This is a genomic window from Agarivorans sp. DSG3-1, from assembly GCF_046774965.1.
In the GTDB taxonomy this organism is placed as follows: domain Bacteria; phylum Pseudomonadota; class Gammaproteobacteria; order Enterobacterales; family Celerinatantimonadaceae; genus Agarivorans.
The window spans coordinates 2666381-2678766 of the sequence record NZ_CP177241.1; the positions used below are offsets into that span (position 1 = coordinate 2666381).

The following is a 12386-nucleotide window of genomic DNA, read 5'->3' on the forward strand; positions in this document are numbered from 1 at the left end:
TTTAGCCTTTTCGCCAAGGCATATGCAAGCTAAACTGCTGAGCATAATCAGTTATTTCTAGGAGTGAATGGTGAATCAACCCACCTCGATACGCCATAGCTTGGTCACGGCTGCTGCTTTAGTGGTTTTATTGGCGGGGTTAAAAGCCGCCACCCCAGTGCTTATTCCATTTTTGTTGTCGATGTTTATCGCCATTATCGCTAGCCCCATCGTTAGCTTTCTAACCCGCTTGCGTATTCCTCGGGTTTTATCGGTAATGTTAGTTCTGCTATTTATCGTGTGTTTAATTGTATTGTTAGCAGGCGTTGTAGGAAGTTCAGTTAACGATTTTCGGGCTTCAATTCCCATTTATCGTGAACAATTATTGGTGCAGCTCGCTGGGCTAGGAGAGTTTGCTGCTAAATTCGATATTGATTTGTCGATGAATATTGTCACCGATTACTTCGACCCTGGCATTGTATTGGGGTTGTTTGCTAATACGTTAACCGGTTTAAGTGGTGCCGCAGCCAACATCTTTATTATTTTGCTAGTGACTATTTTTATGTTGCTCGAGGCAGACACCATGCCACAGCGCATGCACGACGCCATTCATAATCCCGGCGTACGCATGTCTCAAGTGAATAAGTTTCTAAAATCGGTTAATAGCTATATTGCGGTGAAAACCATGATTAGTTTGCTTACCGCTGTTCCTATCACCATTGTGTTGAGCTTATTGGATTTAGATTATGCCATTTTATGGGGTATTTTAGCGTTTTTGCTTAACTACATACCTAATGTGGGCTCGTTAATTGCGGCGGTTCCACCGGTATTACTGGCCTTGTTACAACTTGGTGCGAGCCAATCACTAGCGGTGGCTGGTTTGTACGTTAGCGTTAATTTGGTGATGGGGAATATTGTAGAACCGCGCATCATGGGCAAAGGTTTAGGTCTGTCGTCATTAGTAGTGGTGTTATCATTGATTTTTTGGGGCTGGCTATTTGGCAGCGTTGGTATGTTGTTGTCGGTACCTCTTACTATGATCATTAAAATTGGTTTGGAGTCGAGCAATAGCGGCCATTGGTTCTCACGTATTCTTAGCCATCCCGATGACTTAAAACCGAAAGAGAGTGAACAAATAGATGAAGCTTGATCTTCCCCGGCTTGAGCAGCAAGCCCTAAGAGTTATTCATGGGCGCGGGCACTGTATTGAAGGCGCCGAGTCTTTTAACATTGAGTGGTTGCCACCCATTATGTTGATAGTGGCTTATGCCCCCTTAAGTGCAGATTTAACTCAGCAATTGCTTGAGCAGCTAAAAGCAGAGCCCTTGGTGGAAGGGGTTTTCTTGCAACAGCGAGACCAGCCGATGGCGCCGGTTAAGCATTTGTGGGGCAGTGAACAAACCCCGGCAACGGTTAATGAGCATGGTTTAGCCTATAAAGTTGAAGTTGGTACACATCAAAACTTTGGCTTGTTTCTAGATATGGCCAAAGGGCGCGAGTGGGTAAAGCAGCATAGCGAAGCTAAAAATGTGCTTAATCTGTTCTCTTACACTTGCGGTTTTGCGGTTGCTGCTATTGCTGGTGGAGCAAATGCGGTGGTTAATATTGATATGAGTAAAGCCGCGCTGAGCGTGGGGCGCGACAATCTACGGCTTAATCAGCTAGATGATAAGAAAGCCCGTTTTTTTGGCCACGACTTATTTAAATCTTGGGGAAAACTTCGCAAGCATGGGCCTTATGACTTAGTGATTGCCGATCCTCCATCTATGCAAAAAGGCAGCTTTCTAGTGGAGAAAGATTACCCTAGAATTATTCGTCAGCTGCCTAGTTTACTCAGCGGAAACGGGATCGCCATGCTGTGCTTAAATGCACCTTGGTTAAGTTGTCAGTTTTTATTAGATGCGGTTGCTAGTGAAGCGCCACAATTACGTTTAATAGAGACTTTAGACCGCCCGGAAACTGTGTTGGAACATAGTCCAGATGATGGCTTAAAAGTACTCATTTTTGAGAATAGCCCCGTTTAAACAACTGTAAAGCTCACACTTTTCATTTTCTATCGGCCTTAAACATAAGCCTTAACAAGGCTCTGCTAAGCTTGTATTAACCCTTAAGGTAAAGGGTTAATACAAGGAGCTAGTATGGGCTTTCGTTTCTCTCACCTCTTTTCCTCTCTCATTAAAAGTCTTCGCGATATATCACCGATAGTGGTGGTGATTTTGTTTTTCCAGCTCTTTGTTTTAGATAGTCCACTACCCAATGTATTAGAGATTCTGTCGGGTACTGCGATGGTGGTGCTGGGCTTAAGCTTTTTTGTGATGGGTTTGGAATTGGGCCTCTTTCCAATAGGTGAAAATTTGGCGCATGCCTTTGCTAATAAAGGCAGCTTAAGCGCGCTGCTGGCGTTTGCATTTTGCTTGGGGTTTGGCACCACGATTGCCGAACCCGCCTTGGTGGCTGTTGCCAAAGAAGCAGCAGACGTTGCGGCGCAGGCTAGGCATATTGAAAACAACGCCGACAGCATGGCGGAATACGCGGCAGGGCTGCGTTTAAGTGTGGCTTTTGCTGTAGGGCTGGCGATTGTGATTGGGGTGATCCGCATTATTAAAGGCTGGCCACTGTACCTAATCATTATTGGCGGCTATGTACTGATTGTTATTCTTACACTGTTTGCGCCGCAAGAAATCATAGGTATAGCCTATGACTCTGGTGGAGTGACTACCTCCACAATCACGGTTCCTCTGGTTACTGCTTTAGGTGTGGGTTTAGCCTCATCAATAAAGGGGCGTAACCCCTTGCTTGATGGCTTTGGCTTAATTGCTTTGGCATCCCTAACGCCAATGATGTTTGTGATGTTATATGGGATCTTCTATTGATGACGAGTTGGTTGGTTTTTTTTGAAACATTATTTGGCACGCTTGGCGATATCTTTCCCATCGTGGTGACCATTCTAGTGTTTCAATACTTGGTGATTAAGCGCCCCTTACATCAACCCAAGCAGCTGTTGTTGGGAACCGTTTTTGTCATTTTAGGCATGGTGTTGTTTTTGCTGGGCTTGGAGCAAGCGCTGTTTCCATTGGGTGAGTCTATGGCCAAGCAACTCACCAGTGCTGAATTTTTGGGTATTGAACAGCCAGAAAACTACCAAGTCTCTGAACATTGGATGGCTTATGCTTGGATTTACTTATTTTCGGCGGCCATTGGTTTTAGTACTACTATTGCCGAGCCTTCTTTACTGGCGGTGGCGATTAAGGCCAATGCGGTGTCTGGCGGGGCCGTTTCGGTTGGCGGCTTACGTATCTCGGTAGCGTTTGGGGTGGCCTTTGGTTTGGCTTTAGGCTCTTATCGAATTGTGGTGGGGGATCCGCTGCATTACCACATTATTGCCGGCTACGTGCTGGTGGTGATTCAAACACTGTTCTCGCCCAAAGCCATTGTGCCTTTGGCCTACGACAGCGGCGGGGTGACTACCTCCACTGTTACTGTTCCCTTAGTCACCGCGTTAGGCTTAGGGTTGGCTGAAGCCGTACCTGGTCGAAGTCCACTGTTAGACGGTTTCGGTTTAATCGCTTTCGCTAGCTTATTTCCAATTATTTCTGTTTTGGCTTATGCCCAAATCACTCACTATTTAGCTCGTTCTACTTTGTCAGGAGATGAAGATGAAATTTAAACTCATTTTGGCCTTTGTTGACGACCAAAAAACAGCCTTGGTATTAGATTCGGCACGTGCGGCCGGTGCTACCGGAGCAACCGTAATAAACAACGCGCGAGGCGAAGGGGTTCATCGTAAAAAAACTTTCTTTGGTTTGAATCTAGAAGCGCAGCGCGATGTATTGTTGTTTGTGGTTGAAAGCCACTTGGCCAAGCCCATTTTGAATACGATCAGTGCTGTGGCTGAGTTTGATCAAGAAGAAGGACAAGGTATCGCTGTTTTGCTTGATGTAGAAGAAGCTGTTGGAGTTGCCCATCAAATACAAGCTTTAACCCACAAAGTCCCTATAGATGAAGAATAAACGACATAAGTGTGAATAAATAACAGCCTACAGCTCACTATTTGTTACCGTCTGTGTATAACTTTGGTCTTTCAACTTTCTTATCCACACATTCTGTGGATTAAAGTGTGCATGAAACGGGTGTTTTTACCTAAGATGCTGTTTTAAATAGTATTTTAATGCTGTTCAAAAAAGAAGCGACCTTTTTAAGGGCTTAAAAAACTTGTTGCAATTCAAGTTTTACTTGGCGTTGTTTATGACAAAAATAGCTCAGCTGGAGCACAATATTTTAAACTTACCTTTATTGTTGATCATCAGTAGTTGGCTTTAAAAAAGGAAGTTCGCCCATTTATCTACGCTTTGATCTGTTAGTTCCTTCTAGTGATAAATCTGAAAATAATTCTTAAGCTATGCAATCAAATGCTCGTTTGATTCGTTACTGCTATGCAATATCAATTAAATTACGTTAAAAAGGGAATGATGATGGAGCAAAAGCAGTTTGATACAGCGGCACTTTGGTTACGCTTAGGTCTTGGTTTAGTGTTTATAATTGGCGGAACCTCTAAGTTGAGTTTGTTGCTCGACCCCTCTAGCCAAGCAGCGATGGTAGCCAACTACATGGGGACTACGGGTTACATTAATGAGTTGTTTCAGGATTATTTGTTTTCTGCTGGCTGGTTAACACCATGGTCTTTCTTAACCGCTTTATCCGCGTTTGAGCTGTTCTCGGGGTTAGCGTTGTGCGCCGGGTTTTTAGTTCGTCCATTAGCCTTGTTTTATGCTTTCCTGTTGTGGACTTTCGTGGTGTCACTGCCCGTAGACACGGTGCCTGGCGCGTCTGTTGGGGTGAGTACTTATACTTCTCCCGCTATTTTTGTGCAGATTAGGGATATCACCTTATCGGGAATGATGTTTGTATTGTTCAATCTTGGCTCTGGGCTGTATAGCGTAGACAAACGCTTATCAAGCCAGGAGCATCACGTAGATTGGCAAACTTTAGGTTTACTGCTTCGTTTTTCTTTAGGAATGACCTTTATTGTGGCAGGCTTTTTTGCTGGTTATGCAAAGATCCCCAGTTTTGCTACTCATCAGGTTATTTTACTTACCCTAGGCTTAGTATTGATTTTCGCTCAAGGAAAAACACTCAAAGTGGGAGCTTTGCTTTGTGCGCTGGTGATGCTGTGGTTTATGTTACAGAAGTTTTCTATAGATAAATCCTTTATTAAAAACCTTAACGGATTTAAGCGCGAGTTTGCTTTGTTAGCTGCTGGAGCGGTAATCGCTCTGTTAGGTGGTGGTGAGCGGTTTAGTTTAGCCGATTTAGCTCAACGAGCTAAAAGCTACTATTTGTTTAGTCGAGCCACCAGTAAATGAGTTGGTACTCGGCGTTAAAGCGCCGAGTTTGTTTCTGTTACAAAGGAATGTCTGCTTAATAAGCAGCACGATGTGATGTTTAAAATTTTTAGACGCCCGACAAAACCAGTTTTTTCAGACGAGCTACTTAATCAGCTATATCGCTATGCGTTGTCGTTATGCAATAACGACCAACAAGCTTATGATTTACTGCAAAGCTGTTGTGAAAAGGTACTGCAGCAGGCTAGGTTACCAGAGCCATTAAAGCCCTATATGATACGGGTGATTCGCAATCAATTTATCGATCAATATCGTCGGCGAAAGTTAGAATTGGTTGCCGATGATGCCCTGCAGGCGGAATGGGTTAAGCCTGAAGACCATTGGCAGGATATGGAGTCTTTGGTGATTGACCAGCAGCACGTTGCGCTGTTAATGCAAAAACTTTCGGCAGACGATGCTGAGTTGCTGTACTTGTGGGCGGTAGAGGGTTTTAGTATGCAAGAAATCTCAGATGCTAGTGGTGTAGCACGAGGAACGTTGTTATCTCGGGTTTCTCGTTTAAAGAAGCGTTTGAACGATGAGTTTAGTCATTTGGTTGAGGAGGTATCTTAAATGAGAGTGGAACCTAAAACCGGAAACTTTAAAGCTCAAATTAGTGCTTACTTTAAACAGCAAACACTCTCAGCTGCTCAGCTTAAACATTTACAAGCCTTAGAGGGAAAGCCTAAGTCTACAACTTGGTTGTTGGCTAGCGCCGCCTCATGCTTATTGGCCGCTACCGTTTATATATATATGTTTACTGGAATTAATTACTCAGCCATTTCTAAAGAGATTGCTTATAACCATAACAGCCAAATGCAAATGGAAGTGGTGTCTTCGTCTATTGATGACATTCAGCAGCACCTTAATCGTTTGGATTTCAATTTGATTGATTCCAGCCAGTTGGACCAACAACAATGGGAATTATTAGGTGGTCGCTATTGCAGTATTGGTGGGCGTATTGCGGCTCAGTTGAAAGTGAGAAACCGCCAAAGCCAACAGGTACACACCTTTTACCAAGCTAAATTACCTGACGATTGGCTAAATATTGCTCAGCAAAAAGAGCTCAATGTTGATGGCGTTACGGTAAAGGTATGGCAGGAAAAAGGCTTACTAATTGGTTTAGCTAAATAACGCTGAGCTTGTTAACTGCTGTATCGCAGGTATAAAAAAAGCCGATCTAAGATCGGCTTTTCAGAACGGTGCATTTACACCTTTCTTTGACCTGCTTGAATTGCAGTGAGGGCGATGGTGTAAACAATGTCGTCTACCAAGGCACCACGTGACAAATCGTTCACTGGTTTCGCCATACCTTGCAGCATAGGACCAATACTGATTAAGTCAGCACTACGCTGTACCGCTTTGTAGGTGGTGTTACCGGTGTTTAGATCTGGGAAGATAAACACCGTAGCTTTACCAGCTACAGGGCTGTTTGGCGCTTTACTCTTGGCTACGTTTTCCATAATGGCTGCATCGTATTGCAATGGACCATCAATGATGAGCTCTGGGCGACGCTCTTTAGCAATTTTGGTGGCTTCGCGCACTTTTTCAACGTCTGAACCAGAGCCTGAGCTACCAGTAGAGTAGCTGATCATTGCTACGCGTGGCTCGATACCAAAGGCTTCAGCAGACTCAGCAGATTGAATCGCAATATCTGCTAGCTGCTCAGCAGTTGGGTCTGGGTTAATTGCACAGTCACCGTAAACCAATACTTGATCAGGCAATAGCATGAAGAAGATTGAGCTTACTAGGTTGTAACCTGGTGCTGTTTTAATTAACTGAAGCGGCGGACGAATTGTATTTGCTGTGGTGTTAACCGCACCTGATACTAGGCCATCAACTTCGTCGTTGGCTAACATCATTGTACCGAGTACAACGTTGTCTTCTAGTTGCTCTTTAGCAACCACTTCGGTTAGGCCTTTGCCTTTACGAAGCTCAACCATTGGTGCAACGTATTTGCCTTGGATTTCTGCTGGGTTGAAAATTTCAACATTTTCACCCAATACCACACCTTGCTGGCTCGCGGTGCGTTGAATGACTTCAGGGTTACCTAGCAATACTGGGCGAGCAATACCGCGCTCAGCACAAATAGCTGCAGCAGCAATAGTACGTGGCTCTTCACCTTCTGGTAGAACAATGCGTTTGTTAGCATTGCGCGCCATTTCTGTTAACTGGTAACGGAAAGCCGGCGGTGATAAACGGCGAGCTCGTGCAGAAATAGCCGTGAGTGACTCAATCCAATGTTTGTCGATGTGACCAGCAACGTAATCTTGAACCAGCTCAATACGCTGAGAGTCGTCAACAGGGATTTCTGCATTAAAGCTTTGCAGAGCTAGTGACGTTTGCCAAGTGTTTGAGTTTATTAACATTACTGGTAAGCCAGTAGCAAAAGCACCTTCACACAACTTGAGTACTTGAGGCTCTGGTTGGTAACCGCCAGTTAGCAGTAGTGCACCTACTTTAACGCCATTCATGGCTGCCAAACAGGCAGAAACAATCACGTCTGAACGGTCGCCTGATGTGACTAATAAGCTGCCCGCATTAAAGTGCTCAACCATATTTGGAATACTGCGGGCACAGAATGTAACGCGGCCTAGGCGAGTATCCATGTCACCTTCATTGATGACGGTGGCATTTAAGTGGTTGGCTAAATCTTTAGCACGAGGCGCAACCAGCGGGGCGTTCCAAGGAATACACCCTAGAATGCGTAGCGGGCTTTTGCCAAACATTTGCAGAACTTCAAGGTTGGTTGAATGGTCTGATTTGTTATCAAACATTTCAGTAAGATCGGGGCGAGTAATTTCGTGCTCGTCGATCGGGGCGCCAACCTTGTTGATGATACAGCCAATGATGCGTTTGTTTTTCAAGCCACCAAAGTTGTTACATGCGATTTCCATGCGTTCTTTAAGCTGCTGAGAAGTATCGCTGCCAGGGTTTGTTACAAACACCATGTCAGCATCGAGTGCTTTAGCAATACCGTAGTTTACGTTGGTGGCGTAAGGAGATTCTGAGGTTGGAACTAAACCTTCTACTACCACTATTTCGGCGTTAGACGTGGCAGAGTTGAAGCGTGCAACAATACCTTCTAGCAAATCGTCGATATGGTTTCCGCTGATTAGGTTTTCAGCATAAGCCTGAGTGAAGGGCTCAGGAGGAATAATATTTGACGCTTGGCGAATGATTGCAGTAGAACGTTCAGCGCCTTTTTCGCGGCTTTTTGGCTGCGCAATGGGCTTAAAGAAATTGACGTTTACACCATTGCGCTCCATGGCGCGAACCATACCAAGACTGACTGATGTAACACCAACACCCACGCCAACTGGGATTAACATAATTGTACGAGCCACGGCTGTACCTCTTAAGTTAAGTAATAGAACAAGGCTAAGCGACGCTTAGCCTTGATAATGAATGTGTATTAAGCCTGGGTTAACGCAACAGCATCTTGCGCAATAACCATTTCTTCATTGGTTGGAATAACCAAGATTGGTCGGCTTGAGCTCGTACCAATATTACCTGAATTACCAAAACGTGCATCTAAGTTGCCTTGCTCGTCTAGGGTAAAGCCTAAAAGGCCGAGTTTTTCGATGGTGAGTTTACGTACTAAGGCCGAGTTTTCACCAATACCACCAGTAAAGACAAGTGCGTCTAACTTGCCATCCATTGCTGCCGCGTAAGACATAATGCTTTTTGCTAAGCGGTAGGTAAATACGTTCATTGCACGTATTGCTGGCTCTTTGCCTTCGCCATAACCTTCTTCAGCAAAACGGCAGTCGCTGCTTGCTTCAGTAAGACCCATAAGGCCAGACTGTTTATGCAGCATGTTGTTAACTTCTTTTAGGGTGTAACCTTCGCGATCTACAAGGTGGAAGATAATCGCCGGGTCGATGTCGCCACTACGTGTACCCATCACCAAACCTTCTAACGGTGTTAAGCCCATGCTGGTATCAAAGCTAAGACCATTTTTAACTGCACAAATTGATGCGCCATTACCTAGGTGAGCGGTAATAACGTTGGTTTGTTCGATAGGCTGATCTAACATTGCAGCGGCTTCACGCGATACGAACAAGTGGCTGGTACCGTGCATGCCGTAACGACGGATGCCTTTTTCGCGGTATAGCTTGTAAGGCAGTGCGTACAAGTATGAGCTTTCTGGCATGGTTTGGTGGAAGGCGGTGTCAAATACAGCAACGTGAGGCTGTTGTGGGAAACAAGCTTGAGCTGCTCGAATACCAATAAGTGCTGCAGGGTTATGTAAAGGTGCTAGACCTGAACACGCTTCGATGCCTTCAACCACTGCTTCATCGATAATAGCTGACTTAGTGAATTTTTCGCCGCCGTGTACAACTCGGTGACCAACAGCAACAATATCGTTTAAGATTTCTGGGCTTGTTTCTAGAATATTTTTTACAATATATTCGATCGCTTCGCGGTGAGCTGAATAAGCACCAAGGCTTGCTTCGTTTTTCTCACCTAGCGCTTTCCATTTAAGGCGCGCATCTTCCAGATTAAAACATTCTGCTAAACCAGAAATAATCTCTTCGCCACTTACTGCGTTAAGCACAGCAAATTTTAGAGAAGAACTACCACAGTTAAGAACGAGTACCAGCTTGTTGCTCATTTATAGACACCTGTTGTTGAATTTGTTCAATTATAGACAGTGGAAGAAAAAACGTTGGGCATAGCGAGACACGTTCCTTCTTCAAAAATTCTACCTCTCACCAAGCCAAATTAGATTTGACCTAGTGCCATGGTCTCAATCAAGCTACACTTAACAAATAAGCTGATCTATATGAAACCGTTTGCCAAGGTTATGATAACCGAAAGCATGTTTTAATCATATATGTCATACTAATAACTAGACGAAAATGTAAAAAAATTACTAGTTTATTGGTTTAAGTCAATTTTAGGTCGCGAGGTGCCCATGGGCAAATTCTCTGAAATGTTAAATGATGGGCGCGAGTACATGAAACGCTGGCCTAACCAGCGAGTACTGGCTCCGGTATTTCCCGAGAATAGAGTTATATTTGCTACTTCTTTAGCAATGAAAACCATGCCAGCGATTGCGGTGGTGACTGTAATGATGCCATATATGGCTAATTTGACTGAAATATTACCACAATCTGTGTTGATGGCGACGGTGATATTTTTGATGCCTTTGCATGGTTTATATTGGTTGGGGCGTAGAGCTAATTCTCATTTACCCCCTAGCTTAGCTAACTGGTATCGTGACTTGCATCACAAGTTAGCAGAGGCTGGTGAGAGTATTACCCCGGCGGTTACTCAGCCCCGTTATGCTGAATTAGCTGATTTATTAAGAAAAGCGTTTAAGCGTTTTGATAAGAGTTTTGTATTAGCTGATGAGCTAGATAATCAGTCACGCTGATATATTTGTAATACAAACTCGAAGTTCATTTCAAACTCACTTTGTGCAGCTAACTGCTGCTCTAGTTGTTGATTCTTCTTCCAAGCGAAGGGGGTCATCATGCACAAAGCCTCCATATCTTGGCGATTTAACACTGCCTCTTCAGCTATTTTTTTCTGCTCCACCAAGCGCCAACTTTGCATGGTTTCTGCCTGCTCTGAATGGGCTTGTAGCTCTTTGTATAATAGCTGGCGTAGTTTGGATAAATGCTGAGCCCCAGGCACAACTTTAAGTAAGTAAGCTCCCGGCTTGCTTACCCGTAATAGTTCTTGTTCGTCGCTAGGTGCAAATACGCGCATAACACAGTCAACACTATTATCTGCAATAGGAAGGCGATGATTGCTGGCGACAAAAAACTGTGCCTGTTGGCAGCGTTTGGCCGCCATTCTTATGCCATCTTTGGCGATGTCTATGCCCGTGACAGACTCCGCTTGTTTTTGACCTTGGCAAAGAGCGTCAGTGTAATAACCTTCGCCGCAGCCAATATCCAAGATATGTTGCACTGAGAATGGCGTAAGCGCTTGGTTGATGGCCTTAGCCAAAAATGCAAAATGCCCTTGGTTTAGAAAATGCTGACGTGCCTGCAGCATTGCTTTGCTATCACCTGGCTGCTTTGAGTGTTTGTGCTGTACCGCCAATAGGTTGGTATAACCTTCTTTGGCTTGATCAAAACAATGGCCATTTTCACAGGACCATTGTTTGTGTTGTTTGCTCAAAATAGCTTGGCAAATCGGGCAGATTATCATTTACGCAGTAACCTTTGTGTCGAGAAAGCGCTAGTAAATCACTTTTGAGTGGTACTGCAATAAAATGTCTTTGATGGTTTCCATGGTTTCTTTACTCGGCGGTTTAACACCCGCAAGTGGGTAGTCTTCTCCCATGGCGGTCCATTTATGTTTGCCTAGTTCGTGGTAGGGCAGCAGTTCAATTTTTTCTACGTTATCGAAAGGTGCTAAAAATTCACCGAGATCATGGGCCGATTGCTCATCATCGGTAAAGCCTGGCACAACCACATAACGTAGCCACGTTGTCTGGCCAATTTTGTGTAGGTAGCGAGCAAAGTCTAAAGTACGTTTGTTACTTACACCAACGAGATCTTGGTGAACATCATCGTGGATCTGTTTGATGTCTAGCATGACTAAATCAGAGACTTCCAACAGCTCATCAATAACTTCGGTATGCTTGCGCACATAACCGTTGGTATCTAAACAGGTATGAATACCTTGTTCTTTACACGCTCGGAATAAATCACGCACAAACTCAGCTTGTAAAATGGCTTCGCCTCCGCTGGCGGTTACACCACCACCACTGGCGTTCATAAAACGTCGATAAGGGGTAAGGTCATTCATTAAGTCACTGACGCTGACTTCTTTACCGTCGTGTAAGTCCCAAGTGTCTCGGTTATGACAATACTGGCAGCGCATTAAGCAACCCTGCATAAATACAATAAACCGGATCCCTGGTCCATCAACGGTTCCGCAAGACTCAGTAGAATGAATTCGCCCAATCTTTGACATTTGTTTCTCCAAAAAAAAACCTTGCCCAAAAACTTGGGCAAGGTTAATTATAACCGTAGTCTCTGCTAAGCAGAACTACTTAACGTT

The 12386-nt window shown here is 44.3% G+C and carries 13 protein-coding genes; 9 read left to right on the plus strand and 4 right to left on the minus strand.

The window, feature by feature from the left end:
• Window positions 1-67 precede the first annotated feature (67 nt).
• The 8 genes from ACLD71_RS12470 to ACLD71_RS12505 all read left to right on the plus strand — a co-directional run bounded on the left by ACLD71_RS12470 (window position 68) and on the right by ACLD71_RS12505 (window position 6494).
• Window positions 68-1129 (plus strand): AI-2E family transporter, encoded by a 1062-nt coding sequence (locus ACLD71_RS12470; RefSeq protein WP_303516011.1) that lies wholly within the window; start codon window positions 68-70, stop codon window positions 1127-1129.
• Complete coding sequence (locus ACLD71_RS12475; protein WP_137675000.1) at window positions 1119-2003, plus strand: class I SAM-dependent methyltransferase; 885 nt, start codon at window positions 1119-1121, stop codon at window positions 2001-2003. The genes ACLD71_RS12470 and ACLD71_RS12475 overlap by 11 nt, the downstream gene beginning before the upstream one ends.
• A 114-nt stretch (window positions 2004-2117) precedes the next feature.
• Entirely contained in the window at window positions 2118-2852 is a 735-nt protein-coding gene (locus ACLD71_RS12480; protein ID WP_411990903.1) for a DUF1538 family protein, read from the plus strand.
• On the plus strand, window positions 2852-3646 hold the full coding sequence (locus tag ACLD71_RS12485; RefSeq protein WP_411990904.1) for a DUF1538 domain-containing protein: 795 nt from the start codon (window positions 2852-2854) through the stop codon (window positions 3644-3646). The genes ACLD71_RS12480 and ACLD71_RS12485 overlap by 1 nt, the downstream gene beginning before the upstream one ends.
• A complete protein-coding gene (locus ACLD71_RS12490) occupies window positions 3636-3989 on the plus strand; it encodes a P-II family nitrogen regulator (protein ID WP_137675003.1) in 354 nt (117 codons plus the stop codon). The genes ACLD71_RS12485 and ACLD71_RS12490 overlap by 11 nt, the downstream gene beginning before the upstream one ends.
• 423 nt (window positions 3990-4412) lie before the next feature.
• Window positions 4413-5342 (plus strand): DoxX family protein, encoded by a 930-nt coding sequence (locus tag ACLD71_RS12495; RefSeq protein ID WP_411990905.1) that lies wholly within the window; start codon window positions 4413-4415, stop codon window positions 5340-5342.
• A 75-nt stretch (window positions 5343-5417) separates the two neighbouring features.
• Window positions 5418-5933 carry an RNA polymerase sigma factor gene (locus ACLD71_RS12500; RefSeq protein WP_411994860.1) on the plus strand — a complete coding sequence of 172 codons (516 nt, stop codon included), beginning with the start codon at window positions 5418-5420 and terminating at the stop codon, window positions 5931-5933.
• The gene (locus ACLD71_RS12505) at window positions 5934-6494 is read left to right on the plus strand and encodes a hypothetical protein (RefSeq protein WP_411990906.1); all 561 of its coding nucleotides are present in this window, start codon (window positions 5934-5936) and stop codon (window positions 6492-6494) included. It abuts the gene before it with no gap.
• Window positions 6495-6568: 74 nt separating this feature from the next.
• Here ACLD71_RS12505 and pta read toward each other — a convergent pair whose 3' ends face one another.
• Window positions 6569-8707: a phosphate acetyltransferase gene (gene pta, locus ACLD71_RS12510; protein WP_137672625.1), complete on the minus strand. Its 2139-nt coding sequence runs from the start codon at window positions 8705-8707 to the stop codon at window positions 6569-6571.
• A 68-nt stretch (window positions 8708-8775) separates the two neighbouring features.
• Window positions 8776-9978, minus strand: coding sequence for an acetate kinase (locus ACLD71_RS12515; protein ID WP_137672626.1), 1203 nt, complete (start codon window positions 9976-9978; stop codon window positions 8776-8778).
• A gap of 303 nt (window positions 9979-10281) precedes the next feature.
• Here ACLD71_RS12515 and yfbV point away from each other — a divergent pair, with 303 nt between their 5' ends.
• Window positions 10282-10743: a terminus macrodomain insulation protein YfbV gene (gene yfbV, locus ACLD71_RS12520; protein ID WP_411990907.1), complete on the plus strand. Its 462-nt coding sequence runs from the start codon at window positions 10282-10284 to the stop codon at window positions 10741-10743.
• On the opposite strand, the gene rlmA is transcribed toward yfbV, so the two are convergent.
• Both rlmA and pflA read right to left on the minus strand, forming a co-directional pair.
• Window positions 10731-11528 (minus strand): 23S rRNA (guanine(745)-N(1))-methyltransferase, encoded by a 798-nt coding sequence (gene rlmA, locus ACLD71_RS12525; protein WP_411990908.1) that lies wholly within the window; start codon window positions 11526-11528, stop codon window positions 10731-10733. The genes yfbV and rlmA overlap by 13 nt on opposite strands.
• Window positions 11529-11558: 30 nt before the next feature.
• On the minus strand, window positions 11559-12299 hold the full coding sequence (gene pflA / locus ACLD71_RS12530) for a pyruvate formate lyase 1-activating protein (protein ID WP_137672629.1): 741 nt from the start codon (window positions 12297-12299) through the stop codon (window positions 11559-11561).
• Window positions 12300-12386 lie beyond the last annotated feature (87 nt).